General features: G+C 65.3%; 22 protein-coding genes. 4 read left to right on the forward strand and 18 right to left on the reverse strand.

Annotated features, from left to right (window positions below):
* Window positions 1-52: 52 nt before the first annotated feature.
* The 5 genes from AB0I35_RS31410 to AB0I35_RS31430 form a co-directional block, all read right to left on the reverse strand.
* Window positions 53-844: an SAM-dependent methyltransferase gene (locus AB0I35_RS31410; RefSeq protein WP_357399946.1), complete on the reverse strand. Its 792-nt coding sequence runs from the start codon at window positions 842-844 to the stop codon at window positions 53-55.
* A 111-nt stretch (window positions 845-955) separates the two neighbouring features.
* Window positions 956-1,567, reverse strand: coding sequence for a DUF5753 domain-containing protein (locus AB0I35_RS31415; RefSeq protein WP_357399947.1), 612 nt, complete (start codon window positions 1,565-1,567; stop codon window positions 956-958).
* A gap of 203 nt (window positions 1,568-1,770) precedes the next feature.
* Window positions 1,771-1,941 carry a hypothetical protein gene (locus tag AB0I35_RS31420; protein ID WP_357399948.1) on the reverse strand — a complete coding sequence of 57 codons (171 nt, stop codon included), beginning with the start codon at window positions 1,939-1,941 and terminating at the stop codon, window positions 1,771-1,773.
* Window positions 1,942-2,203: 262 nt separating this feature from the next.
* A complete protein-coding gene (locus AB0I35_RS31425) occupies window positions 2,204-2,683 on the reverse strand; it encodes a DNA-directed RNA polymerase subunit beta (protein ID WP_357399949.1) in 480 nt (159 codons plus the stop codon).
* The gene (locus AB0I35_RS31430) at window positions 2,680-2,880 is read right to left on the reverse strand and encodes a hypothetical protein (protein WP_357399950.1); all 201 of its coding nucleotides are present in this window, start codon (window positions 2,878-2,880) and stop codon (window positions 2,680-2,682) included. Before AB0I35_RS31430 ends, AB0I35_RS31425 begins: the two co-directional genes overlap by 4 nt.
* A gap of 249 nt (window positions 2,881-3,129) precedes the next feature.
* Between AB0I35_RS31430 and AB0I35_RS31435 the strand changes: the two genes are divergently transcribed.
* A complete protein-coding gene (locus tag AB0I35_RS31435) occupies window positions 3,130-4,488 on the forward strand; it encodes a hypothetical protein (RefSeq protein ID WP_357399951.1) in 1,359 nt (452 codons plus the stop codon).
* On the opposite strand, the gene AB0I35_RS31440 is transcribed toward AB0I35_RS31435, so the two are convergent.
* Both AB0I35_RS31440 and AB0I35_RS31445 read right to left on the reverse strand, forming a co-directional pair.
* Window positions 4,485-5,222, reverse strand: coding sequence for an HAD family hydrolase (locus tag AB0I35_RS31440; protein WP_357399966.1), 738 nt, complete (start codon window positions 5,220-5,222; stop codon window positions 4,485-4,487). The genes AB0I35_RS31435 and AB0I35_RS31440 overlap by 4 nt on opposite strands.
* Before the next feature lie 2 nt (window positions 5,223-5,224).
* Complete coding sequence (locus AB0I35_RS31445) at window positions 5,225-5,773, reverse strand: flavoprotein (RefSeq protein WP_357399952.1); 549 nt, start codon at window positions 5,771-5,773, stop codon at window positions 5,225-5,227.
* 266 nt (window positions 5,774-6,039) lie between these two features.
* Between AB0I35_RS31445 and AB0I35_RS31450 the strand changes: the two genes are divergently transcribed.
* The gene (locus AB0I35_RS31450; protein ID WP_357399953.1) at window positions 6,040-6,453 is read left to right on the forward strand and encodes a hypothetical protein; all 414 of its coding nucleotides are present in this window, start codon (window positions 6,040-6,042) and stop codon (window positions 6,451-6,453) included.
* 140 nt (window positions 6,454-6,593) lie between these two features.
* On the opposite strand, the gene mobF is transcribed toward AB0I35_RS31450, so the two are convergent.
* The 5 genes from mobF to AB0I35_RS31475 all read right to left on the reverse strand — a co-directional run bounded on the left by mobF (window position 6,594) and on the right by AB0I35_RS31475 (window position 17,197).
* On the reverse strand, window positions 6,594-12,500 hold the full coding sequence (gene mobF / locus AB0I35_RS31455; RefSeq protein ID WP_357399954.1) for a MobF family relaxase: 5,907 nt from the start codon (window positions 12,498-12,500) through the stop codon (window positions 6,594-6,596).
* Between the two features lie 145 nt (window positions 12,501-12,645).
* Complete coding sequence (locus tag AB0I35_RS31460; RefSeq protein ID WP_357399955.1) at window positions 12,646-13,323, reverse strand: hypothetical protein; 678 nt, start codon at window positions 13,321-13,323, stop codon at window positions 12,646-12,648.
* Window positions 13,324-13,408: 85 nt separating this feature from the next.
* The gene (locus tag AB0I35_RS31465; RefSeq protein WP_357399956.1) at window positions 13,409-15,052 is read right to left on the reverse strand and encodes a hypothetical protein; all 1,644 of its coding nucleotides are present in this window, start codon (window positions 15,050-15,052) and stop codon (window positions 13,409-13,411) included.
* Window positions 15,053-15,411: 359 nt separating this feature from the next.
* Window positions 15,412-15,984 (reverse strand): single-stranded DNA-binding protein, encoded by a 573-nt coding sequence (locus AB0I35_RS31470; RefSeq protein WP_357399957.1) that lies wholly within the window; start codon window positions 15,982-15,984, stop codon window positions 15,412-15,414.
* 103 nt (window positions 15,985-16,087) lie between these two features.
* Window positions 16,088-17,197 (reverse strand): DUF4192 domain-containing protein, encoded by a 1,110-nt coding sequence (locus AB0I35_RS31475; protein WP_357399958.1) that lies wholly within the window; start codon window positions 17,195-17,197, stop codon window positions 16,088-16,090.
* Window positions 17,198-17,312: 115 nt separating this feature from the next.
* On the opposite strand from AB0I35_RS31475, the gene AB0I35_RS31480 reads away from it, so the two are divergent.
* A complete protein-coding gene (locus AB0I35_RS31480; RefSeq protein ID WP_357399959.1) occupies window positions 17,313-18,020 on the forward strand; it encodes an isochorismatase family cysteine hydrolase in 708 nt (235 codons plus the stop codon).
* 9 nt (window positions 18,021-18,029) lie between these two features.
* Here the strand turns inward: AB0I35_RS31480 and AB0I35_RS31485 are convergent, their stop codons facing one another.
* The 5 genes from AB0I35_RS31485 to AB0I35_RS31505 all read right to left on the reverse strand — a co-directional run bounded on the left by AB0I35_RS31485 (window position 18,030) and on the right by AB0I35_RS31505 (window position 22,419).
* On the reverse strand, window positions 18,030-19,784 hold the full coding sequence (locus AB0I35_RS31485) for a ParB/RepB/Spo0J family partition protein (RefSeq protein WP_357399960.1): 1,755 nt from the start codon (window positions 19,782-19,784) through the stop codon (window positions 18,030-18,032).
* A gap of 88 nt (window positions 19,785-19,872) precedes the next feature.
* A complete protein-coding gene (locus AB0I35_RS31490; RefSeq protein ID WP_357399961.1) occupies window positions 19,873-20,088 on the reverse strand; it encodes a hypothetical protein in 216 nt (71 codons plus the stop codon).
* 88 nt (window positions 20,089-20,176) lie between these two features.
* Complete coding sequence (locus AB0I35_RS31495; protein WP_357399967.1) at window positions 20,177-21,406, reverse strand: hypothetical protein; 1,230 nt, start codon at window positions 21,404-21,406, stop codon at window positions 20,177-20,179.
* Window positions 21,407-21,536: 130 nt separating this feature from the next.
* A complete protein-coding gene (locus AB0I35_RS31500) occupies window positions 21,537-21,668 on the reverse strand; it encodes a hypothetical protein (RefSeq protein ID WP_357399962.1) in 132 nt (43 codons plus the stop codon).
* A gap of 229 nt (window positions 21,669-21,897) precedes the next feature.
* The gene (locus tag AB0I35_RS31505) at window positions 21,898-22,419 is read right to left on the reverse strand and encodes a hypothetical protein (protein ID WP_357399963.1); all 522 of its coding nucleotides are present in this window, start codon (window positions 22,417-22,419) and stop codon (window positions 21,898-21,900) included.
* Window positions 22,420-23,004: 585 nt separating this feature from the next.
* On the opposite strand from AB0I35_RS31505, the gene AB0I35_RS31510 reads away from it, so the two are divergent.
* Window positions 23,005-23,460, forward strand: coding sequence for a hypothetical protein (locus tag AB0I35_RS31510; RefSeq protein WP_357399964.1), 456 nt, complete (start codon window positions 23,005-23,007; stop codon window positions 23,458-23,460).
* Between the two features lie 1,095 nt (window positions 23,461-24,555).
* Here the strand turns inward: AB0I35_RS31510 and AB0I35_RS31515 are convergent.
* Entirely contained in the window at window positions 24,556-25,899 is a 1,344-nt protein-coding gene (locus tag AB0I35_RS31515) for a hypothetical protein (RefSeq protein WP_357399965.1), read from the reverse strand.
* Between the last annotated feature and the right edge of the window lie 918 nt (window positions 25,900-26,817).

Genomic DNA, 26,817 nt, shown 5'->3' on the forward strand with positions numbered 1-26,817 from the left:
TGGTCGGTCGGGGTGCAGACCGCTTCCGCGCGCGGATTGTCTGCATCGACTCCTATCCCGGGAGATGACCCACAGCGGCGTAGCCGCTCAGCTCCCGATCGACGGGGTGAAATCCCCGACCGACGCGGCTGTCGAATTCGGGCCGCCACCGATGGGGTGCGACGAGGCCGGGTGGCAGCAGCAGGTACGGGGCGAGCATGTCGGCCAGGGCGGCGCGGTCGCGTGGCTGGTAGGTGATGGCGTGACCCTCGAGTTCAGTGGCGGACCTGCGGATGTCCTCGCCGAACACGTCATCGGTGATGTGGCTGAAAATGATCCAGCAGCCCGGTGGTAGCGCTGTGGTCAGTTCCGCGAGCATCCTGGGGGCCTCGGCCAGCAGTTCGGCGGTGCCGGACAAGCAGACCGCGAGCGGTGCACCGAGATCGAGAAACCCAGTCATCTGGTCGAGGACGGTGGCGGTGTCGGTGATGTCGACCAGTGCGAAGCGTCGGTCCGGGCTGTTAGCGAGCATGGCCTGGGCATGAGTGGCGGCCAAGATGTCGTGGTCGAGGTAGAGAACGCGAGCTGACTCGCCGCGGTCTGTGGCGGCATCACCGATGTCAGGAGGAAGTGCAATGCCGCATCCGAGCTCGACGTACTGGTGCACAGCGTGTTCGCTGGTGAGGTAGTCCACGGCGCGCAGCAGGAACCGTCGCCCCTCGCGCAGGGCGACGACGAACCGTTTGCTCACCTTCGCTGCGACGAGCCGATCGACCTCGTAGTTGTCCTTGCCGCCGAGCAGCGTGTTGCCGACTCGGGCAGTGCTGGGTATATCGGATCGCAGCGCGACAACGTGATTCGACATGTCGACCAACTCCGGTCTCGAGGGGGCTGCCGGGCCCCGACCGTCCCTTGGCCGTGACGAGGGATACGGCCTAGTGGTGGAGGGTCGGGGCCCGGCAGCGGGTCAGGTGGTTCAGATGCCGGGGCCGGTGTGCTCGGCCAGCGCGCGGTCGAGCAGGGCACGCGCGTGCTCGTCGTAGTGGGCTTGATCGACGAGCAGGTCGAAGGTGCGCAGCGCGAGGGCGATCTCGTCGGCGCCGCTGCTCTCGACCGACCCGGTGACGGTCTCGATCGCGACACCGGATTCGTCGTGGATGACGAAATTGTCGGCCTGGCCGATGAATTCGGCGTCGAGGGGGATGATGCCGATGTCGACGTTGTCGCGGCTGGTGAGGATGTCGCCGAGCTGGCGGATCTGGGCGGCCATGATCGCGTGGCTGCCGACGGCGCGCCGCAGCGCGGCCTCGCCGATGAGCATATGGAAGCGGTGCCCGGGTGCGTCGAGCACGGCCTGGCGCTGCATCCGCGCCTGCGCGGTCGCCTCGCTGTCGTCGGGCAACCCGAGGACAGTCGTGCATGTGGCCAGGATGGTGCGGGCGTAATCGAGGGTCTGGACGAGGCCGGGCAGGATCTCGGGGTTGTGACTGCGCTGGTATTTGGTGTCTGCCTCGATGTCGATCAGGCTGCGCTGCAACGTTTCCAGGCCCGCGTTGTCGGTCGCGTCGTACCAGCTGGAGTAGGGCATGATCTAACCCTTCATATATCATTCGATGGTTGAGGTATTTGGTGTGAGTCCACCGGGCGTTGTCGATGGTTGTGGGGGAGCGCCCCCGGAGGCGCTGAGGTCCGGGGCGGCCTCCGGGGGCGGTTTCCCCACCCTCGGGGCTCACCGGCCAGGTGGCCGAGCCGTTGTGAGAACCCGAGGTATTCGGGTGGTCGAGTCGGGTGTCAGGCGCGGGCGATGGAGCTGATCAGCGTCGCGTCGCCGACGGTGCGGGTGCTCGGGTTCCTTGGTTCGAGTGGGTTCGGGGTGGCCCCGGAGTTACCGGGAAACAACTCCGGGGCCGCCTCGGCACGGGCCACGACCGGGGAGACGTCGCGGATATCTGCCCGGGTCACGCGCGGAGGCCATTCAGTTGGTCAGGGGGCCGTGACGGCGTGAGTCAGGGCTGGAGGTAGAGGCGTTCGTTCGGGAGGCGGGGCAAGCCGGTGCACCGGCCGGGATAGACGGCCACTGTTCCGGGGCGGTGGGCAGCCACGTCGCAGACGAACACCAGCGCGGCGGTTACACAGGCGGCGAAATCCATTCGGACGCTGGATATCAGGACCGAGAGTCGGACGTCGGGTTCATCGGGACGCGGCGACGGTTTGCTGTCGGGCGTCATGGCCGAGCCTTGGGTAGGAGTGCTCGGGCGCATTCGATCACCACTTCGCCGGAAGGCCGGAAGGTGCCGGTTGCCGGCGAGATCCATGTGCGGATTACTTGTGAGTCCGGGACCGGCGAGGGCAAGGCGATATGTCCGTCACGGATAACCACCACCCGGGCGTGCCACAACTGGGCGACGACACCGGGGTCGTCGATGGGCTGCATGTCGGCTCGCACCAGGAACGTCCACATCCCTGCGCGGGGGTGGCCGATGATCGACAGCGGCGTGACCCCGCGCGTTTCGAGGCTGTTCTTGACCTGCTGCGCCAGTCCGGTCGGCATCATCACCGCCGCGACAAGAGATCCGGCCGTCATCGTGATCCGCCCTGTCTGCGGGTCGACCACGGTCGGCAACGAACAGATGCGGCGGTAGAACTCGGACCGGCTGCGGGGAGACTCGGTGAATGGCTGCACCCTCGTGTTGGTCGGTGTCATCGGAACTCCCCGAACGGTTCGGTCACGCCGGTCAACCATCCGGCAGCTGTCATCGCGTCGAGCTGCCGGGTAAGGGTCGGCAGTGAGCGGTCGAATCCGCGAGGGACCGCGGTCCCGGCAAGGGCGCCGGCCGACTCGCGCAGCTCGGCCTGCCTCGCCGCGGACTGGGGTGAGTTCGGCTCGTTGCTATCGTTCATGCGCGGCCTCCCTGATGGTTGTCTTCAACGGTGAGGGAAGTCAGATCGGGCGGTGGTGCTTCGACTTCCCTGGGAACGGGCTCCTGGTGAAAATCGTGGCCCGCCAGCGGTGTTGGGAGGAACCGCACAGTGTTGGCGTAGTGTTGGCGTACCGTAGGCATTTCCCAGTTCAGGAGCGGGAAAATAGGGGGCCGCATGATACGAGCGCGGGCATGGACCGGCTTCGAAGCTGCCGTGTTGCAAGAGGCGATGCGACAACCGATCCGGCAGTTCGCCACAATGCTCGGCGTCGAAACCACCACGGTCAGCAATTGGAAGTCGGGACTTAGCGCAGTCAAGCTCCGTGCGCAGACCCAAGCGATCCTGGACACCACCTACGCCCAACGCGCCACGCCGGAAGACCGGGAACGGTTCGAGCAGACCGTGGCCGAAGGCGAAGCCGCCTGGCGAGCACGTCACCCGAAAGCTGCACGTAGAAGCCAGAATGATTCGAACACCGGTGTGTCCATCGCTGACCCGGGCACGCCCCTCGAATCAGCATTGGTGAGATCGGAACTCCCGCCAGCCGCGGAAAAGGACTATTCCACGCCGATAATCGACTTCACACCGACCAGCAGCTCAGTGCTGAGCGGGACCGATCACCCAGCAATCGATGCGTTCGACGCGGACGAGTCTTCAGCACTGATGCGAACGCGGGCTGCACCGGGTTGTCTCAGCAGTTTCGCGACCGTGACCGATCTGCTGGCCGGTCAGCGCCAAAGTTTGGCACCCGATGCGCTCATCGGCCCGATCGAGGCTCACCGAGATGCCGTCGCATCGTTGTTTCGAGCTGCGACTGACGATGTGATCAAACGGCGAGCGGGGGCGCTGCTGGGCGAGACATCCGTTGTAGCGAGCCGGGTCTGGAGCGCCATCGGAGACCGGTCGATGGCCCTCACACATGCCGCGTTCGCCCGCAAGCTCGCCGACCAGCTCCAAGACAAGACGTTGGGCGGGATCGCGCGAATCTTCGAGAGCAACCTCCGTTCGGATGCCGCGACGCTGATCAGTTCGGACGGCGACGTGGTCATCGGCCTCCGGGTACTCAATGAGGCAGCCGGCCTCGCCGCCTTCCTGCCACCTGCGGCGCGAGCACGAATCGGAGCCGAGCAGGCGCAGGCATACGCGGTGCTCGACCTGCGGGATGAATGCGAGGAAGCGTTGGTTCGCGCGCAGCGCGCCGCGGAAAGCATCGATGAAGACAACCGCTCCGGCCTGTTCAGCGACTGGAACAGCACCCGAATTCAGGTCTACGTCGGCACCTGCCAGCTCCTCCTCGGCCAACCGAAACGCGCTGTCACCGCTCTTGCCGCCGCGCTGGAATCGCCCGAGATGGACAGCCCCAACGTTGCCCTGGCAGCACGCGTCGACCTCGCTAGCGCGTACGCGCTAGCAGGAGAATTGGACGAGGGATGCCGGGTACTCGGCGATACCTACGAGGACCTGGCCACGATGGGCAATCGCCGTGGACTCGAACGTGCACAACGCGCACTCGAGAGGATGGCTCCCTGGCAGAACGAGAAGCCGGTCCTCGCGTTGATGGAGCGCGTGGGCGAGGTTTCCGCCTAACGATCGAGCTTTGCAACTGATCGGATCGTCTGTGCCGAACGGATAGCCTCGAGAACCTCGTCGGGATCCAGCCGGTCCACGACCGCGTCCGGCGAGTGCTCCCGCAGCTCCTCGGAGGTAATCCGGTGGGCCACCGCGACAACTCCGAATCCGGCGTGCCGCGCGGTAGCGATGTCATTCGGCGCGTCGCCGATGATGACAGTTCGCGCAGGCTCGATGGGTTGTCGGTACTTCGCCTGATAGCGGTCGGAGACGAACCCTGGCAAATCGAACCGGTCGCGCGCGTCGGAACCGAAGGCGCCGACATCGAGGTCGAGGTGCGAGTCCAGGCCCGCCACAGTCAGTTTGAACTCAGCCGAAACACGCAGGTTCCCGGTGAGCGCAGTCTGGATGTACCCGTGCTCGGCCAACGCAGCGATCGTTTCCACGGCACCTGGATACGCTGCCTGGTCTCGGGCGAGCTCAGCCTCTCCCTGCCTCATCACCTGCATCAGCACCTCGGCGTACCGGCTGAATCCTTCTTCGGCGGTCTCACTAGCAACGCCCGAAGCGACGGCCGTGTCTACGACGATGGATTCGTCGGTGTAGCCGTGGATCCGCGCCCCAGGGAATACGACGGCCGACTCTTCGATGTCGTAGGTGCGAGCTACTGCTCGCCGCAGCCAGCGCAGATCGGCCGGAATCAGCGTGCCGTCCACATCCCAGATGATCAGCCCTGCCCGTGTCTCAGCCATGTTCACCGATTCTGGCAGACGGTAGCGGACCCTGCAGCGGCCAGCGGTTCACCCAGCATGCTCAGCGCATTCGTCCAGGGAAACGGGCCGGTTTCACCATCGCCGGAAATGCGGACGAATCGCACACCCCAGCTCGCCAGTCGCTCGTGCGCCTCACGCACTGCCGGGTAGTTCATCAGCGCCTGTTTTGCGTGTGGGATCGCTACGACGGGCAGCCCTCCTCCGACGGCTTCTACCAACAGAGTCAGCGGCAGCGTGTCACCGATACCGGCTGCCCATTTCGCCATCGAATTCGCCGTCAGCGGTGCTGCGATGATCGCGTCAGCAGGAGGCAGCACGTCCTCGGTTCCCGGCTGTTTGAATTCCCAGCGCACCGGATGACCGGTCTGCGCCTCCAAGGCGTCGGTATCGAGGAAGCGGACACCGTTAGGCGAGGCGACGACGCGTACGTCCCAGCCGTCAGCCTGGGCAAGGCTGACCAGCTCATTTACCGTGCCAGCTGGCGGTGCGCCGGTCACGATGGCATACAGCACCTGAGTTCGGTCAGTCATGGAGCCCATCATGGCAGTCCCCGGAGCACACTGCTGGCCTACACCATCACTACGCCTACATCTCCGGGCGGCGTCGCCAAAGTCGCCCGGAGTGGACCATGCGGCAGTAGAAACCCGACCGGGAGCTAGCGTGAATGCCGTTCGAAGCGACGTCCGGGTGGTCGCCGGTTAGGGCTGCATTTCGTCCCTGCAGCCCAGCCGCTGCCCACAGCGACTGAGAACTCCATCTGCGCGGTTCGCGCGACCAACGGCTGTAATCGACGCACATGGAGATCGAAGCCAGATCGCATGAAATACTGCGCGATATGACGACCATCGGCCATCCCGTGCCTGCCAACGACGCCGATGACATCGAGTTCATCACGTTTGCCCTCACGGTCACCTCCTGCCCTGCGTTCAACGAAGACCACGGCGAGCGCAGCGAAATCCGCGACCGAATGTGGCTTCGGTGGGAACAGGCCGACGTGTTGACCAGCGACCTGCACGAGCTGCGCACCTGCCTATTCGTGGAGGCTCGGCGCCACTATCACGGCAGCAACGGCGAACTCTTCAAGGACGAGAAAATAGTCCGTGCGCTCGTCGACAAGATCAGAGATATCGCAGGTGGCACCGTGTCATCTCCTGCGGCTGGTTCCGAGATCGTGTGCGATTGTTGGAGGATCACGAGCGCCCCACGGTGACTCGGCCCTGTAAGTTCGGGCCAAGGCGCATATTGCCGGGCCAGGATGCGCGGTTGCGGGTCATGCGTCTGGCGGGGGTGAGCAAGGAGTAGCTGGCGTTCGTATGGATATAGCCGACATTCGGATCCCACGTTGCGTGGTCAGCGGCCGAGGCCAGTTTCTGGACTCGGCTTGTTCCCGTCGGGGTAGGTGTACTCGTCTGGGGTGAAATCCTCCGCTGTTGTGTTCAGTTCGGCCCGTGCGCGTTCCTCGTGTTGTCGTTGTGGGTGTGGCAGTCGTTGTCGTCTCTGTTGTTCTGCCCGGTGGTCGGCGAGTTCGGCGCCCAGGCCGTTCTGTAGTGCCGCGGTTGCTTGTTCTCGTTCGTTGGCGGCGGTGTCGGCTGCGTGGTTTTGGTCTGCGAGCCGGCGGCTTTCGTCCTCGGCGGCGGTGCGTTCGGCGCGGGCGAGTAGTTCGTTGGCGTGACGGTTTGCTGCCCGCGCGGCGTTTCGGATCTGCTCGTGCGTTTCGCTGTGCTCGCGGTGTTCGCGGACCAAGGTGTTGATGTGTTCCTGCAGGGTCTTGCGCTGGCGGCGGCGCGTCATTGGCAGGGCGTCGAGTTCTTCTCGCGCGCTGCCGAGTGCGCCCGCGGTGGCGTGGAGCGCTCGGATAGCGGTGTCGAGCTCATGGGCGTGCTTGCGTGCGGCCAGTTGCGCGTTCTCGGCGGTTTGCCGGTGTTCGGCCACGGCGGGGTCGGGCATAGTGGCGAAGTCGTCATGCCGAATCGGGGCGAAGAATTCGGCTTCGGTCGCGATGTTGGTGAGCCGTTGGGTAAGTCCGTCGATCGCCTCGGCGAGCTCGCGATCGGAGAGACGTTGCAGCGGGGCGAGGACCGGGATCGGTTGTTGAGTGAGCGGGTTGTCGGTGAGCCATTGCTCGATGAGGCTGCGCCCGGCTGGATCGAGTGTGCGCCAGTCGCGGCGCAGCATCGCCATTGCCGCTGGGGCGGGGTGGGTTTGGGTGATGTGGGTGCATCGTGCGGTGAGGTGTTCTGCGGGGTTGTGTTCGGGGATGCCGGGGCGTTCGTTGTCGCGGCAGTTGTGGCACAGGCCGTCGTCGGAGATTCTTGGGTGCACGGGAGCGGTCGCGTTGCCGGGACGTTCGATGCTGCAATCGACACACGGGAGGCCAACGATGGCGGGTATGGCGGCCAGGTCGTAGTCGATCGAATATTCACCCGCTGCTGCTCGGGTGCTGCTCGTCGGCGTCGGATCGCGGCTGTCGAGTGTTTCGGGGTCGGCTAGGTAGGTGTCGACGATGTCGTTGCCTGCGGCGTGGATCGGGTCGAAATCAGTCGGTGTGATGGTGGGGTCGAAGCGTTCGCGGTGGTTGTAGACGGGTTGGGGTCGGTCGTGGTCGGGTTCGGTGTCACGGCGGAAGGTTCGTGGATCTGTCGTGGGTGTGCAGGCCTGGATCAGCGCCTGGTGTTGTGGGAACTGTTGGGCGGCCCAGCGGAGTCGGGCTCGCGCGACGGGGAAGCTGTACTGGTAGAGGGTTTCCGAGACGGCGGTGAGAATTGCCCGTTCATCGTCGGACAGCCCGGTGTTGAAGGTTCGGAACGCAGCGACAGCGTCGGCGACCCGCCCGTTCGCGAACAATGTGGCGATGCGGTCGATATCGGTGGGGAGCTTGTCCGTGCGGGGTTCGCTGATAGCGGCGGTGCCGAAAGCGGCTTCGGCTTCGGGCTTGGGCGGCGCGATGGTTGGGGCGCTGGTAGGGGGCTCGCTGTCGAGATCCGGTGTGATCGGTTCAGCCGCTGTCGTTTCTGGGCGCCGGTCCGGTGGTGTCGGTGTCGGGGTCGGGGTGTGGAGGTGCAGTGCGTCAATGCGCCAGGCCAGTGCGGCGGCGAGTTGATCGGGGCGCAGCGGTGCGGCGTCGTCGGGTTGGGCGCCTTGAAGTAGTTCGTGAGCGGTGAAGAGTAGATCGCGGGGGGACCAGGTACGGGTGGCGCGTTCGACGGCGGCGACGACCCGGGGCCATGCGGGTTCGGTGGTGAGTTGTTCGGCCATGTCGGTGCCCAGGACGGCTTCGAGGTCGGGCAGCCAGTCGGGTCGCAGGGGGTCGGTGCCGGCGGTGTCGAGGGCTGAGGGTTCCAGTTCCAGGCGCGCCCACAGTGCCGCGGCGGGCATCTCATCGGGCAAGGGTCGCTGTGCGGCGGCGTCGGTGAGCAGGGTGGTGACGTCGAGTCCGGCGCGGTCGGCGAGGTCGATTTTGTCGGCAACGACCGGCCACAAGGTGTCGGTGCTGATTCGGGAGTCGATGGTGTCGACGACGTCGGCCCACCGGTTGTGTGGCTGCGCGGGGTCACCGTAGGCGGCGATGACGCGTTGTTGCAGACGCTTCTGGTGCAGGCGTTCGAGGGCGGTGTAGCGGTCCGCTCCGGTGGGCCGGATGTCGGTGTCGGGGACACCGAGCCCGGCCCGCCACACCGCGAGCTCACCCAACAACGCGGGATCGGTTCCCAGCAGGGGACGCGCCCACGCGGGTGCGGTGCCCGGCGTCCAACCTCGTACGGTGTCACGGATTTGGTCGGCAAGCGCGGCCACGATCCGTTCACGGGCCCGAACAGGTTCGGCGAGGCCCTGATCGGTGACACCGTCGGGTAGTCCAGGCGTCCAGGCCAATGGTCCGGTGCCGGCGGAATGGGCACCGGACGGGTCCAGTCGCCAGTCCAGCACCGCGGCCGGGTCATCGGCGGTGTCGAGTTCCCGTTCGCTCGCGGCGGCGCGGAGCGCGGCGACGGGGTCGGCGCCGGTGAGGGCGATCAGGGCCAGGTGTTGACGCAGGACCGGGTAGGCGGGGCTGTCGGTCAGGTCGGGGTGGATGGTGTCGGCGGCGTGGTCTAGTTCGGTGAGACGGTCGCTGCCGAGGGCGTGTTCGGCGGCCAGGCCGAGGGTGTCGAGGTAGATATCGACCGCCCGCCCGATGCGCAACGCGGGGTCGAGGGCGTCACGAAGTTGTGTGTGCGCGGATTTCTGTGCCCCGTCGCGCGCCAGGACGCGTTGCAGAACTTCCACCGCGGTGCGTGGGTAGACGGCGGGTTCGGTGTAGATCGAGCCTTCGGCGCCATCGAGCGCGGTGACGACGTAGGCGTGGTTGGCGTGGATCCCGCGGGTCATCGCGACGTAGAACTGTTGGCGGGATTCGCGCCCGGACAACGCGACATGGCAGGCATCGGCGGTGATTCCCTGCGCGGAATCGATCGTCGCGGCGTACCCGAGATGCACGTGGACGCGCACGTACTCGGCCGGAAGCCGGACAGTTGTGTGGGTGTCGGTGCCGCCGCGTCGATGCGACACCGTCAGCGAACCGTCCTCGTGGACGCCGGTGATGGTCCAGGAGTAGCCGTTGCGAACCCAATCCGTCTGGCCGAAACGGAGCTTCGGGTTGTTGCGTCGGGTGCGCACGGTGTCACCGACCGAGCCGCAAAGACCGTCGGCGAGGACCACTTCCGCCTCCGGTTTCGTGCCGCTCCTGCGGAGTCTGTCGGCGCGGGCGCGTGCGTTGAGCGCGGTCACGACCTCGTGGGTCGGTGCCAACATGACCGCGTCGCGACCGGCGAGGTTGTCAGCGGCCCACGCGGTGTAGGTGTCCTCGTAGACCGATCCGGTGTGCCCGGCGTGGATACGGCCGTTGTCCAGATACCACGCCAACGCGGCCGGGTCGCCCTCACGCAGCCCGATCGACGCCGTTGCTTCCCCGGTGGAGGCGAACCGGACGACGTGCGACAGCGTCACGGTTTGTTCGGGGGAGGCGGCGCTCATGTCGACGTCGGCGCCACCGGCATCGATCGCGGGCAATTGCCGGTCGTCGCCGATGCAGCGCACGGTGGCCCCGCGTCGGGACAGGAACCGCAGCAGCTGCAGGCGTTTGGTGTTGCCGAGTTTGACGTGTTCGTCGACGATCACCAACGTCGCGTCGTCGATATCGAGGACCCATTGCGGCAACGACGGCGGATGATCCCGCACGATCGTGGGCGAATCCGGGTGGACGGTGTGGCGGTTGATGACGTCGAGGAGCTTGTCGACGGTCTCGGCGCGGGTGCCGATCGACTCCCCGAGCACCGCGGCCGCCGCGGCGGTGGGCGCCATCCCGAGGACGGTGCCGCCGCTGGAATGCCATGCGCTGGTGAGGACTTGCATCGCGGTGGTCTTGCCGGTCCCGGCCGGAGCGTTGGCCGTATGCACCCGCAACCCGGACGTGGCGAAGGACGAGATGACACCGACTTGGCCGGCGTTGAGCGGCCGATCGGGATGGGTGGTGTTGTAGTCGGTGACCGCGCGGCCCAGCAACTCGGGGTCCAGGGTGCGGGCGCCGGGCTCGATCGAGAGTTCGATGAGCGCGGCTTCGACGTCGAGAGTGGTTTCGGTGGTGTAGATCTGGGAGTTCGGACGAACGTGAACCGGGGTGCCGTCACGGCGGCGCAACCAGGCCGGCACCGCCCGCAGCACCGGTTCCTCGGTGAGGTCGGGATCACCACGCGCGACCGTAGACCGCGGCGAGAGCGCGGCGACGACGACGTCGTCGGGAACCCAGCCCCAGTCGACCGGGCTGATCCGCCCGCGAAGCTGGCGTTCGACCTCGGCCCGCAGATTGAACGGCCGCCACGTCGAACGCCTCTCCGATACAGCGGCCAGCGCCCGCTCGGCTGTCGCGGCGATAAATGCCGTGTCCGGGTCCGGGCGCGGTATCGGCGGCACCGACACCGCGTGCATCACCACCGTCTCCACCGGCTCACGGCCACCGAGCACCGCGGTGGCCTGGGCCAGCCAGTTTTTCCGTTGCTGGGTATGCGATTGCGGAAGGTGTTTGGCCGGACGGGTATCCAAGGTCGCCCGATCGGCCAGACCGTAGACCTCTTCCGGGGTGGGTTCGCGGCCGAAGATCGCCTGGAAATCGGCGGTGAGTTGGTCCAGGCGCGCAGTGATCGCGGTACCTCGCTGCGACCAGGCATGGATCAGTTCCACCGGGACACCGATGACTTCGCGGATCGGGACATGATGGACCTCGCGATCGGGACGGGTTTCGAACTGCAGACCGAGGGCGAGTTCGAGGTAGTGCTCGAGGCGGGAGTCATAGATCTCTGAGACCGTGACGGCCGCTTCATGCAACAGCCGGGAGTCGATCGTGCGCCATTTCCCGTCCACGGTGCGGACCTTGTTGGCGACCAGGACGTGAGTGTGCAGGTCGGGATCGCCTGCGCGGCTGTCACGATGGGTAAAGCAAGCGGCGACGATCCCCTCGACCTCGACGTGGCGGACGCCGTTGCGGCCGAGTCGGGTGAACACGGCGTTGCGCTCCAACCACGCCAACGCATCACGGATCGCGCGCTGGTGGGCAGCCTCTAACCGCCGCGCCATATCCGGTGGTGCCAACGCCCACAGCACCGACACACTCTTCACCGGGGAGAAAGTGATCTCGAGACCTGCTAGCGCGGCCTGGTTGACGCGCGAGTTCTTGGCGACCCACCCCGACAACTCTCGTGCGTTCAAAGGTGCACGACCGTACTCGTCGGTGAACATTTCGGTCGCCACGTGTGTGCGAATGCGTGCACGTTCGTCGTCGGGAATCGCGGCAGTGGGCTCGATATTCCGTTCTGTATTGTGCGCACGGTAGGCTGAGGAACAGCGCGTTCGATACTCCGAACGAACCTTGTAAACGGAGAATTTGTTGCCTAATTTGGTTGCTTTCTCGGCCGCGCGGGTGGCGTCGCGGTCGTTGGCGCCCAGCGCGATCTGGCGTGCGTAGACCTCGGTCTTGATCTGCTCGGCGTTCGGATGAACGCCCTGCCCGAACAGCGACTTCATCTGCTCTTCGGTCACTTCCGCACCAGCGACGAGGCCGAGGGCGGTCAGTCCGGTGCCGTGCCAACGTCCGGGTGCTTCACCATGATCGGAGTAGTACTGCGACAGCGACGACCGCCCGCGAGCAGTTCTGTCGTTGGCGGCGGTTTGACGCAGATAATATTGGTAGCCGTTTCCTGCGGCGACTCGATGAATAGTCGCAACCATGCCTCAATGAAGCACCGACGAATTCCCCTGCCGCAAGCGGTAATTAAATCGGTTCGACAACTGAAGGCAACGATGGACAACTATCGACAACTTGTCGGCACGGGCGTTATCGGATCGGTATCCGAGATGCCAGATGTCTGCTCGTTCAAAAGCGGAGAAAGGGAGGTAAAGGGGAGGGAAGGTGGAAAGTAGCTGCTTGGGGTGTGAGTTGCACGTAGGGGTGGCCACATGGGCGGTGGGTGAGGCGGAAAGCGAGCATTGAAGCGATGTGGCGGTCGCGCACAGTGCGACATAGATCGCCACTCTGCGCGACCGCTGCAATCCCGCGCGCAGCACGCACACCGACGTGCCAGGAGCGGGACCGGTCCACGGGCGGCAGCGGTTGTTGCTCGAGCGCGGCTGGCGGATGCTCTTGGGTGTGTTCAGCATGGTGCCAGTACTCAGCGTGGTGGGGGACACGACGCCACCCGATCGCGGCACAGGCGTAGTCGCGATCTTCGACGGCGACGACGTCGCCGACTGATAACGACCGGTTGCCTCGTCGATACCAGCGGCGGCTGTGCTGGGCATCGGCGGGGTGGGGATGATCGTTGAGCGCGTCGAAGATCCGCTCGAGAAGCGCGTCGTCGCCAGCGCGGGGCTCGGATTTGTGGAGCAAAAACCGGTCGGCCAGGACCATGGTGTCGCCGGGGCGGTAGCCATGGAGCATCGAGTGGGGGTGGGTGGACAGGTAGACCGTGACCGTCACCGGCGCGGCACGATGGCGTGAGAGATGTCGGATGAACGAGCAACGCACCCAGGCGTGGCGGGAACGATGGAACATCGGTGAGCTCCTCGATTCGGTGAGGACCGGTTGGGAGCACCGGAATGACCAATGCCCCAACCGGTTGCGGAAGCCGCAGGATTCGTCAGGCGGGGACGAGGTGACGCTTGTCGGGTTGGTGCAGGCCGAGGTGGACTCGGCATTCGGTGCAGAATCCGTCGTCGTGGACGGGCACGTACCGTGTGCACGCCTCGCACCGGCCGGGGTGTTGCCCGGGCGGCAGCTTGGGACGAGTCCGTCGGCGCGGGGAATCGACGGAGGTCGCCGCGGCAGTGGGCTCGTTGGTCACGAGGTTGCCGTCGTCGTCGTAGGCGGGGGCACCCGGCAGGTCGGGATGCGACATCAAGAACTGGTCGAGGACCCGGACGAGCCATTCCGGTGCGCGGCGGCGGACCTCGAGGATGAGTGCCGATGCCGCGGAACGGTAGTGGGTGACGAAGTAGTCGCAGTAGGTGCGGGCGAGGCCTTCGACGGTGAACTCGTCGGCGAGTGCGGGCAGGCCGGTGGCGTTGTCGGCACGGCAGTGAGCGCACAGCCCGTCATCGGAGCGCAGGACTCCGTCGCGGGCGTGGATGGGACGTTGGTCGGTGTGGCAGCGTTCGATGAAGCAGGACACACACCGCCACCCGCGCACGTTCTCCATCGCGGTCTCGAAGTCGTCGAGTCCGTTGCCCTGGAACAGGAAACCCTCGCGTCGGTCTGAGCGGGCACCCAATCGGGTGCGTCGCTCGGCCCATACCAGCGAGTCGTCGTGCGACTTGACCCGTTCACCGGCCAGAGCGCGGTCGTAGTCGTGTTGGGCGGCGACGAAGGCGCAGTAGTCGTGGTCCCACATCGCCTTGGCGAGTTCAGCAGATTTGGAGGTACCGGCGTGGCGACGCCGCGCGGGGGACGCGTCTGCGGTGGTGCCGGTGAACTGGACGCCGCGGGCGACGAGTTCGGCGATGCGCCGAGCGTGGCGTGTGTGTGGGTCGATCTCGGTGTCGACGAACAACGCTTCGGTGATGTAGTCGGTGACCACGTCGGGTTCCGGTTGCGCGTGGCGGCGCTTACCGCGCGCGGCGACGCGCGCCCGGATCTGGTGCGGGGTGAGACGGGAGGCGTCGACACGGCGTGAGGCGGGTATCGTCAAGCGCGGCAGCGGGTTACGCCAGACCCGGATCGACTGACGCGGCATCTCTGCTGCGGCGAGCTGGGCGTGGAGCTTGGCGAATTCGTCACCGACCGAGGTCTGGTTGGCTTTGGCGCGGGTCTCGAGGAGGTGGGCCATGGCGTCGTCGGCGTGCGAATGCAAGCACGGGTCGGTGTCGGGCACGAGCCGAACCAGGCGTTCGCGCTCGAGGTCGTCACCGGCGGACCATCGTGCCCGCAACCGCAGCAGCGCGGACTCGCGCGGGTAGAGGGTGAAGCATTCGACCATGAAGTCGAGCAGGTCCCAGTCGGCGTCGGTCGCCAGCTCGAGTGCGGGCCGGAACGCGGCGGTCGCGGCGCGCCGGTCGGTGGTGAACAGGACCTCGACTGCGGCAATCGCATCGAGGAACGCGCGGGTGCCTGGGACGGGGACGTCCACCGTCGCTTCGGTGGCGGTGTCGGAGCCCGATCCGAACTCCGGTACGGCAATGCGGTGGGAGGACGGGGCGAGCTCGTGGAACTCGAGTCCCGGTACACAGGTACGGATGGTTTCGGTGATTTCGGTCCTGGGGGAGGAGTCTGTGACGGGAACGGACATGACGGAGCTCCTGACTAGGGGTGAGAAGGGGACGGCCCCCGGGCGCGCTGGAACAGCAACGCCTTTCGCGAAATAGGGGTGCCGGGCCGGGGTGGGCCCAGCCGAGGGCGTCCCACCAGGACAGCGGGCGACGCGGCAGCGGGAACACACCGGGGCGTGCGCGGGCGAATTTTCCGCGCGCACCTGCCAAACCGGTGGGGCCGGCTGGGAAGGGCGCGGGGAATTCGTTTGCGCCGGGCGTGGGCACGTTGCCGCGGCGAACGCTGGCCTGGTAGCCCTCGAGCGGCTGGGTCCGCCCCGGACTGGGGCCCCGACCTACCAACTCCTCGCCTCGACATGAAGCTCGCGATCGCGGTCCGTCAGAGCGGCGGTGCCTGGAAGCCACCCGCGTCGACACCCGCACCGGCCAGCGCCGGTTCGCTCCACCCCCCGCTGTCACGCGCTGGCGTAGCCGAAGCCCACGGGTCGGACCCCTCCGTGGTCGCGGCAGCGACAGCATCGGTGGAGGTGGTTCGGGCAGCGGTATCTCGGTGCCCGAACCCGTTATCCGCGCCGCCGTCGGCGCGCCGCCCGGTGCGAACGACTGTCGCCGTGGCATAACGCAACGACGGCCCGACCTCGTCCACCTCGAGTTCGACCACCTGACGCTTCTCACCCTCGCGTGTGGTGTACGAATGCTGCTTGAGTCGCCCGCTGACGATCACGCGGGACCCTCTGGTCAGGCTCTCGGTCGTGTTCTCGGCGAGGTCACGCCAGGCGACGCAGCGCAGGAACAGCGCTTCGCCGTCCTTCCATTCGTTGACGTTCGGGTCGAACTTCCGCGGTGTGGAGGCTACGGTGAAGTTCGCGACGGGCGTTCCGGCAGGGGTGTACCGCAATTCCGGTGGCGCGGTGAGGTTTCCGATAACAGTGAGAGTTGTGTCTGCGGCCATGGTTGATCTCCTCGGGTGCTGAGCTCGGCCCCGGCTGGGCCATGAGACTGTTTGCGGGCAAGTGGGCAGTTGCAGGCGAGGGTGGATCGGCGCCGGACGATGGTTACGAGAGCTTGGTGTCGAGTCCGAGTTCTGTGGCGATTTCGCAACCAAGAACGGCGAGCTCGCGGATTCGGTCCGGGGGGATTCCGTTGCGTACTGCGGTGTCCAGCAGCACTGCCATCGGATGTGACGCGTCGGCGTTGAGGGCGGCGTCGAGGAAGATCGCGGCGGTGACGGTGTCGCCGCGGTAGTAGGCGCTGTAGCCGCACAAGACAGCCGTGTTGGCGCGATCGCTGCCGCGGCTCGCGCGGGCCACCCGCACCCACAACCGTTCCGCGGCAGCGGCGTACGGGGTCGCCGCGAGTCCGAACGCGATGTCGCGGACGAACACGTCACGCAGAACTACCACCAGGGATGCCAAATCGGCTGCAGCCAGAATGCTTTCGGTGGACCGGTCGATCTGGGTGAGCACCCAGTTGACCAGGGTTCGGCGATGGGCCAGAACATCGTCGGTCCGGACCGCGTCATCGAGGCACTGTCGATAGAACTCGGCCGCAGCGCTGAGGCGCGCACCCACGTGGTCGGCCAGGTCGGAATCGGGAGAGATCAGTCCTGCCAGTTCCTCGCGGGAGCCGTAGATCTGAGTTCCGTGTAGGACCTGCGCGAAAGTCACAGGCGATGTGCGTGGATCGGGCACCGCTCCCCGTCTGGTCATGTTCAGCAGGTCGCGGTATCGGGCCTCGGCGGTGATCGAAGGAACCAGCCACGCATGCGTCAGGTCGATAGCAGCTGCGCGAAGCAACCGCACCGCGTGCTGCGCGGTTTCGGTCGCGGTCGACCGGTCGTCGACGACCACGATCATCGTGGAGGTGATGTCTTCGCTCTGGTGCACCGATTTCAGAAGTTCTACCGACTCCTGAACGGACGCGGATTCGGTGATCGCATCGATGTCGAATCGCACGACCGCTCGAATCATCCGCTGGACCTCGCCGCCGGGCGAGTTCTCGTTCGAGACCAGTGCCGCTACGAGGGAACGGTGCGGCACGAAGCCGAGCAACGCCGGTAGCGCCGCGATCAAACTTCCGGCGCTGTCGACCCGCACACCGACAGGGTCGCGGCCGATATCCTCCACACCGGTGACGGCGTCGTCGGGCGGTGGATCGGTTCCCATGGTGAATTTCCTTTCGACGGTTCACGAGACGATGCGGTGGGCAGGCAGCGCGGTAGCCTCGCGGAGGATGGGTTCGTGGTGATGGTTGGGCCGATGCCGCACGGTGCACCGCGCCATGACGCACGCCGTCGAGCAAGGGGCGAGGATGGGTTCGCACGGCACGGTGCTGCTGATGATCGATATGCAGAACGCGTATTTGCGCAACGATGTCCGCGATGTGCTGGGCTGGCCGCCGATCTGGCGACTCTCTCAGGTGGTCGAGGAATGCGCGCAGTTGCTCGCGGCCGCACGAACAGTCGGGATTCCGGTGATCTACTCACGGTCGGTGCCCAGCTCGGCGGGACTGCTGGCGGCGAACCCACGTGCCGGCGAACATTTCCGACGCCGTGCGATTAATCTGCCCGAGCTCGCTGCTGAGGACAGCAGGTGGCGAACCGAGATCATGGACGAAGTCGCTCCGCAGGCGGGGGATCTGGTGCTGGACAAAACCCGCCCCAGCTTCTTCACCTACACCGAACTCGCCCCGCTGTTACGAAATATGCGGGCCGAGCGGCTGATCGTGGCGGGGTTGCAGACCAACGTGTGCGTGGAAGCCACCGTTCGGTCTGCCCTCGAACACAACTTCGCCGTGGCGGTCGCAGAGGACGCGGTCAGCACTGACGGTCCGGCGCTCCACCACGGTTCGCTGAACTCGATGAGGGTGATGTATGTGGAGGTCGACACCTGGCGGGAGTTGATCGCACCGGATGCAGTGTGGGAGAAAGCGTTCACCACACCGAACTACGGACGTGACACCGGCTACTGGTCCGAACCGCCGCTCTGATTCGGGCTCTCACGCGGCCTCGGATTCGGTGTTGGGAGTGTCGATGTCGATGTGTTCGGAGTCGAGTTCGCCGATGGTGGCGAGTTCGACGGGAACGAGTTCGTGGCCGACCTGCTGGAGGAAACGCAAGTAGCGTCCCAGGCTGGGGTCGGTGTGGCGCCAGGAGTCCTTACCGACTCGCTTCTCGTGGGCGCCGAGGACGAGCCCCAGCACGATGACCTGGCAGCGGGCCGGTTTGGCAGCCTCGACCACCTGCAGCAGGTCACGCCGCCAGGTCCCCTTGCCGCCGAGCAGCTCAGCCGCGGTTTCGAAGGCGTTGTATTCATCGAGCAGAGTCGGCTCGGCGACCAGCGCTTCGGCGACGAACTTGGCCGCTTCTGGCGGTGGGGTCTTTCGGGCGAGCAGGCGGGTGAGGAACTCGCGACGGACTTCCATCGCGGCCACACCTTGTTTGTTCAGTTCGCGCACCCGGCGGGTCGCCTGGCGTTCCTGCTCGCGACGCACAGCAGCGTCGGCCTCTGCTTCGGCTCGTCGCGCCGCGAGTTCCTCGCGGGCTGCGACGTCGTCGGTCTCTTGATCTGCTCCGTCGTAGAGGGGATCGCTGTCGACGGGGAGGTGGCTGCGCAGACGCAGACCGGCGTCGTCGAGCCTGTCCGTCGGCAGGAAGTAGTCGGCCTCCCAACCGCTGTGGCGGGTGACCTCGCGTGCATGGCGCAAACCCGGAGCGGGTTCGCGGTCGGGATCGTTTTCGGTGTCCCAATCGACGGTGGTCTCGTCGACGACGGCGCCGGTGTCATGTTCGACGATCACCGGTGCGCTCGTGGGCTCGATCCACACGATCCAGCCGTGCTCGGCGCCAAGTCGATCGACGTCGACCTGATCGCCATTCGCGTCGACCAGGTCGTTCACATGGACGAGGAGGGACTCGGGCCCGGTGTCGTCGGGGTAGTCGACGAGCACCTCGAACCCGGCTTCGGCCCATGGTAGAGCGGCTTCGAAGTAGGCGCGGCGGTCGGCGCGGTCGTTGGCGATCAAATGTGCTTGATAGGTGAACTGTCCGCGGCGCGTTTCGAGCAATTGATTCACCGCCTCGGTGTCGCCGAGGTTCTCGTACTCGGCCAGGACGGCGGCTTGCTCGATGTCGAGTTGGCCGTCGTCGAGGACTTTGCGGGCGGTGGCCGAGGAACCGACCTTCCCGGCCTGCTTGATCTGCTCGCGTTTGGTCTGCAACGCTTTTCCTACCCTGGTGACCGAGGCGCCGAGGTCCAGGGCCAGCGCGATCCCCGCAGCACGGTCGCCGTCGGTGAGCGCGATCCGCCGGTCGTTGACGGTGATCTGTTCCAGGATCCGCGAGATCTCGACATCCTTGTCGCCGACGTTGTCATCGGGTGGGATCAACCAGACCGGGACCTGCGCGATACCGAGCTCGATCGCGGTGAGCGTTCGCAACTGCCCGTCACGGACCTGGACCGTCGGCGAATCCGGGTAGCCGTAGGCGATGATCGGCGTGAGCACACCGTGTTCGGCGATCGAGTCGGCCAGCTCGGGGAAGTCATCGAGCTTGAATGTCTCTCGCACGTTTTTGTCGATGACGAGGTCGTGCGGATCCCTGAACACAGCCACGGCACCGCCCGGAATACCACCGTTGGGTGCGGGCGCGGCGACGTCGATGACGCCCTGCTCCACACCGGCGGGTGACCCGTCAGCGGGAGTGGCATCGGTTGGAGCATCGTCGGAGTGGAGGGGTTCGACATCAGTCGTCATAGAAGTGTCACCTGTCCTCGGGAAAGGGCGGCACCTGACAAGCTCGAGCCATCGGTGCCGGCGTGTGATGGGTGTAGGGGAGTGGCCGTCAATCGGTGGATTTGGTGCGAGGGGAGATGTTGATCGGGTGCAGTCGGTGGGCGCCCCGGTCGTCCGGCTCGGTGTAAGCCCAGTGCTTGCCCTTCCAGCTCGGGTCGTTCGCACGCCAAGCCTCGATGGTCGAGGATTTCAGCGCGCCCACAGACCCGGCGGTCCCGAGATGAACCGCCAGGTCGAACTCGGAACGGGTCAACGAATCGGCCATGTGGATGGTCCTCCTGAGAATTGTTGCGGGCATGGGCAACTGACGGACCGTGCCCGCGTGCGGGTACGAAAGGTTCGTCGATCTGTCGCTAGACGAGGGTCATCGCCTGCAGAGCGAGGTCGTCGAGAGTGTCGGCTCGGTCGGCGTCGGGGATCGTCTGCGAGAAACTGGTGACCGCGTTGGCGATGCCTGCGGCGGTGAGCTGACCGGCGGCGACGAAATGCGCCAAGATCCCCGCCCGTTCACCCTCACTGAATCCCAAGCGCTTCGCGACGACCTCGATGGTCTTGTCCGGTTGACGCACCGGCGTGGCCGCGTGGTTTTCGAGCTCGTCGACCCGTGCGGCGAGGAACTCCGGAGACAACCACTCGGCGACCTTGTCGCGAGTTTCGGCGGTGATGACCGCCAACCGTTTGCGGTAGGTGTCCTGTGACCACGCACCCACGGTCCCGATGTCGAGCTTGTCGCCCAGATGGCGCTTGGTGTAGGAGAACAGTGGAAGTGTGAGCCCGTTCCCGCACACCTGCACCACGATCTCGGGCTTCAATGTCACCGCGTGGTGGCCGATCTCGGAATTGGAGAACCGGAAACCGGCGAACACCACTGGCTCCGCACCGCGTCGGTAACCTTGCCCCGTCCGCGCCGCGACGCCTCGCCACCGATCCAGATTGCCTGCGACCCGGCGACGTTCGGTCTCGAGTTCGGGGTTGGCGAACGGGTTGCGGTAGTTGGCCAGAAAGGTCGGCGCGATCGCGGAGACTTTCGGCGAGAACACCTTGCAGTGCATCGACGACTCCGTCAGATCACACGAACGCACCTCGACATCGGAGTCCGCGGCGGTGATGCCGTCGAGCACCGCGGTCAGCACGTCGAGGTTGTCGATGATCCCGTACCGATCCGACAGGAACGCCCGCAACACCCCTGGTTCGCCTGCGGCGCCCGAGGAGAACAACCGCAACAGAAACGACCGGTCCTCGAGCTGGTCGGGCGAGGCCGGTTCCTCGGGCTCGTGGAGCAGGCCGTTGACGTTGTGATCGTAGAGGTCGGTGCGCTGCTGCTCACGCAACCATTTGAGATACCCGACCGGGATTTTCAGCTTCGTCGCCAACTGAGAATCCGCGGCCGCCGTCGGACGATAGGTACCGTCGACGAGCGTCACACCGTGCTCATCGACCACCGGCCCCGCACCGGCGATCTCCAACAATCCATCGGACGCCCGCAATACCGAGGCGGGCACGACCAAATCCACCTTGGCGGCTTGTTGCCGGCGCAACAGCGCGACCAAGTCGCCCAGTTCTGCATGACGAACACAAGACATCGAAGACACAAAATTCTCCTTCATTAAGAGGCAGTCACTGCAGCCGTGGCGGCGTAGTGGAATGCCTTGGCGTGCAACGGAAGGACCCCTCGTATCGAGGGCGGCTATGGTGCTGTCGGCGGCTCGCCGATCAGCCACCGCGGGTCGTGAGCCAGCGTGCGAGAGTGCGGAGTTGCTGCATGATGTAGCTCGGCGAGCCGCCGTCGGACTCCTCGTACTCGGTGCTCCAGAGGTAACTCACGACGATTTGCGCAGCACTCACAACATCGTCCTCAGCGAACGGGTTGTCCTGTTGGCCGGCGGACTCCGCCGGGAGCAATACGGCGGAATCCGCTGCAGTCGTGATCTCGTTGGGTGGCAAAGCTATTCGCGGTTGCGACTCTGCAGATGACACGTTGGCTCATCTCTGTTCGAGGCATGGATGCGCGGGCTGCGCGCACATGGATCGATGAGTCAGCGACCATGCGGCTCTTCGGCAACGTTCGCTCGGATCAGCGGTGCGACCACCCACCACCGACCGACTTCAACCGGCGACGATTCGTACGCATCCAGGCGGTCGAATTCGGATCTTCGGCGAAGCGATGACCCTCGGGGTAGACCGTGACGGCGAGCTGGTGAGCGCGAATCAGCGCTTTGCTCGCGCTGTCGAGACCGGCCCGGTCGAGGATGTGGAAGGTGATGGGCCGGACGGTGAGCGCCACGTAGCTGATGGTCCGTCGCATGCCAAGGTGGTACATCCGTTCCACCGACGCCGCCCCGGACGGGGTATATGTCCACGTGATCGCCGCGAGCACGGCCACATCCGACACTGGTTCCTCCACGACCGGCAAAGGCACTCGCTCGCACACGCCGACCATCGCCTGACGCGCCAAACCGAACAAACCCAGCATCCGCTGCACCTGCTCGGCAGAAGTGAACGTCATCGCGGTCCGCCCCCACCGCGCGACGACCCTCGCCTCACCGGTTCCCGCCCCGACCACATCGATGGCGATCTTTTGCTCCCCGGCCAACACTGAGGTGACCGTAGTTACAACCCCTGTCTGACGATCCAGCGGAGCGCGTCGAACCTGCTGGGGGAGTGAGGCAACGGGTGAATTCGTAGTCGTCATGAGCGGGACCTTTCGGGAGGCGGGTAGGTCGGAGCGCGTCAGTAGCTCGGGGTCAGTCATCGCCGGGGCTCCTCGATCTACTGGGGCGAGGGTCTGCACATGCTCCGGATGAGTGGAGCCCAGTGGCCGGTTGAGGTCGACGGCCCTCGCCGGTCACACGGAATGGTCGCGAGATTGAATCGGTGACTATGGTTTCGGTCATGAGCGGCTCCTTGCCGCCGAACTCCCGCAGGGGCCCGCTGGAAAGTGGTGAGCCGCAAAGCTATTCCGTTGGCTCAGCTCGGAATGTCAATGTGGTTGGACGCGAATGCGTGACGGAGCGAGCGCTTCGGGGCTGATCATGCAACCGGTCCTCAGCGGGCGTAGCCTGAAAATGGAAGAGCCGCTGATCGGGGCCGATCTCAGGAGCCTGAGATGCCCACAAGCAAGCCACGTCGTTCCAGGCGGGCCCCCGAGGTGCGTCAACACTTGGACCGAGTCCGTGACCTGATGAAGGTCCGTCGCGACCAAGCGCAACGTCGCGAGGTCGATATCATCGAAGCAACCACGGCCTATCTCGTGGCCGCAGGATCAATCGATGATTGCCTTGCGGCACGCGATCACCGGATCAACGAATTGCGCAGGCAGATCGAACAGATCGAGGCCGAGCACGAGATAGAAGTCAGTCAGTGGCGTGATCAGCAGGCTCGAGCCGTCGCAGCGATCAGAGACCTGGGCGAGACCGAAGATCAGATCGCCGATCTGCTCGGCGTGACCAACAAACACGTGCGGCATCTTCTGGCGATCACACGGGCGGCGCGTCGCACCATCCCCGAATCCGTTCGGCGGGCTCAACCCTCGTCTTCGAAACCCGGCGAGATTGCAGATCCAAACGGCGCAACGGGGTCCAGTTCAGCGAACAATGTCGGTTCCGCGCCCGGTTTCCGCGGTCAGAGCTTGGCGTAGCCGCCCGCGTTCCATACGTACCACCGGAAATTTCCTGGCGCGAGAGGAGTCCTGTACGGCACCTCGGGGAGCGTTGGCTGGGCCCAGAAGGCGGTGCCGCAGCGATGGCAGTAGTAGGCCCGCTGCCAGATAGCAAGGGCGTGGGCTTCCCGCAGCAACTTTCGCCGCTCGCCGGCCTCGTTTGATCGCCGCGGACATCATGGCGAACAACGGAATGGACAGCAGGATGGGAATGATAAAGAGCCCGAACAGCGAAACCGCAATCTGGATCGGGCCCCCGTCGAGAGGTTCCATCGAGATCGCGATGCTGCCCGGGGCGAACGACAGAACGAAGAACAACGAGAGGACACAGGCGAGCAGGGGGTGTCCGCCACTTGTCGGCAGTGCCGGCCGCCACGCCAGACTGCGGGCGAGCGAGGACGTTTGGCTGAACTCGAGGACGGACGTTCCGATAACAGGGACGAGACCAGACGCCCCGATTCCCAGACCGGAGTGGACGCCTGTGCTGTAGCCACAGTGGGTCCCCTCCGATATCGCGGCGGGCACGCTCTGGACCATGTCGATGCGCCCACACTGGGGGCAGTCGAGATCGAGGTTCACTGGTCCCCCAATGGACGTGGGTTTCGCTGGAGTAGTACATGAGAGGCGATGCCTGGCAACGAACCGTGCATCGATCCAACACCGGCCGACCGCTGATGTCGATGTGGCGCGAAACACTTCGGGCATTGTTCGGTCAGTGACCGCGGAAGCCGAAATTTTGCCAGGCTCTGCCGTGCGGTGAGGCCCTGTGAGTCCGCGAGAGGCCCCCGCCAGCAACGATTGCGCGGAATGGTGCGGCAAGAAGGGGCGCGCACCGGGTCGGCCGCCGATCCGGCCAGTTGTTGTTAACTGACAGAGCCGCCGGTCGTGTCCGAGCCGCCGACGTGCCCCTCGCGAACCCTTCCGCTCGGGCGGAAATCCTTGTTGAAATATAGATATGCGCATCTAACGCTATATACTGAGAAAGGCCTACCTGCACCCTTGGTCGGCGGAGTAAGGACTGCCGCATCTCATGGTCTACATCTGTGATTCGATTGCTCGGCCCTTTCCCGGACCTCACCGCGCATCAGCCAAGTCGACAACCTGACGCTCGTCAGGAACGTAGTGCCGCGCCGTGATAGGAGAATCCACCTCATGCCCGAGGATCAGCCGAGCAGCGGGGAGGCCGTACTTTTCCGCGACGCGGGTCGCGCGCGTGGAGCGCAGTGTTCGCGGGGTGGACCATTGCAGGCCGGTTCCCTTCACGATTTTGCTCCACGTCAACGACATCTGCTCCGACCTCACCACTTTCCCGGTTCGCGACGGGATGACCAGTCGGTGGCCCGGCGACGCTCCGATCCTTCGGCGCCGCAACATCGCCATGCATTCCGGCCCGACTTTGATCGTCCTCATCGACTTCGCTGTCTTGGTGAACGGCTGCCGATACGCGATGCACACCACATCCTCGTCCGCATGGTCTGGCCAGCCACGGGGGTAGACGATCTCGTCGTCCATGAGGCTGTATCGGTCGACGACGCTCTTCACCTGATGCACGCGGAGCTCGGAATCGATGATGGTTCCCGCGACCGTGACCTCGCACCGGTCGTAGTCGACGTCCTCATCGAGCCGCACAGCAAGCGCTTCGCTGGGACGCGCAGCGAGTTCATATGCCAGGAGCGTGAAATCCATGTACCGCTGTTCGAACCAACGGCTAGCGTTGGGGCGAGGGAAGTAATCACGCTCCGCCTCCCAATACGAATTCATCTCGCTAGTAGTGAATGGCCGGGGTTCGTCCGAAAAGTACGGGTGGGAAGTGGTACCTCCGCGCGCGCTCTTGTTGGTCCCCTTCGTGCGGGTGCCCTTGTTTCCTGCCACGCTGGTCACCGGATTGTCGTCGCGGAGCCCATCGTCGACCAATAGCTGAAAAGCGTTGCGGAGGATCGACTTCTGCCTGCTCTGCTTGTACGAGGTCCCGTTCATCTGCTCGAGGTGAATCCGGACATGGAATGGCCTGGTCTCCAACGCCTTCATCTTCCCCAGCACCGAACCCGAGATCGTAATCTTGTCCTTGTCGCCGTGTCCCTTTGTCGCGGGATAGATCTCCCGTCGGTAGTGTTTGGCGTTCTGGGGGCGCTTCGTAGGGTCGCGTTCATAGCGGTGAAGCCACACCTGGCACAATTCTTCGACGGTGACATCCGAGCTGTACGCACCGAGCGATTCGGCCCTTGGCTTCCATTCGGCGATGCGAAGTTTGAGATTTGCGCGGGCCTTCGGCTTGGTTTCTCCGGAGGCGTGGAGTTTTGACGGTTCGCCGTACGGTTCGCCTATCAGGCAGTGGACCTGGAAACGTCGGCGCGCGGCATTCCACTTCGGCTCGCTGAACTTCCCGGGGACTCCAGCAGCCAGCTCTATTTGCGACACGCTCTATCGGCTCCCTTCATCGCTCGTCGACTTCAGTCCGATAGGGCTCGGCTTTCGGCTATCGGGCTATGACATCCGGCGAAGAGTGTTGGAAATCCAGACACGCACTACAGCCGGAATGTGATTGCTGAATGGTTGCTGAGTAGCCTGTAAGTGGCGGCTACTGCCCGCCTATCGTGCGCTCTTTTATGAAGGCCCGTAAGGAGTCCCACGGATACAGGACTCGACGGCCATACTTTACGTAGGGAGGCCCAACGCCGACGCACCGGTCATTGGCGAGCTTTCCGACGGTGGTTCGCAGGTATCTCGCAACCTCGTTCGGAGTTGCCAATTCACTTGCGGCGCAACCTGACAGCGCATCGCCTGTCGTGATCGAAGCTGGAGCGTCGACCGCGGTCGCCTCGTGGCGATTCAATTCCTCGCAGCGGGGACATCTCGGTTCACGAACATGGCTCTGCAGCCGGCTGGCATCGCTGCCGCGTTTCGGTCGGCGGGGTTTGGTGGTGGCCATCTCGAATCTCTCAGATCGGCCCCTGCCCAGTGGCTCTGCGCACTCACTTTACCCGCCGGATAGCGGCTCGTGCCAGCACGCGTATGAGCGGATCTGCCGGCTCACGGCACTGTCCGCGGCTGAACGGAGCTGTCAAGACTGACAGGAAATCCCGTTGATCCGCTCACAACCTCCTCTATAGAACGGTCACGGGCCGACGTCACTTCGGCAGTAGATCGGTGGGCTTCCGGCTGGATACGTTCCCGCGACGACGGGTCAGTGTCCGATCACGGCCTTCACACTGACGATCGCCGCGGCGACGGCGGCGATGAGGAGTCCGGCGACGAGTACGCGCAAGCCGGGACGGTTTCCGCGTAGTCGCTCGGCGATGAGCGGGATGGTGGCGATGCGGGCGACTACGACGACGC

The organism is Nocardia sp. NPDC050378 (assembly GCF_040655675.1).
Classification (GTDB): Bacteria; Actinomycetota; Actinomycetes; order Mycobacteriales; family Mycobacteriaceae; genus Nocardia; species Nocardia coubleae.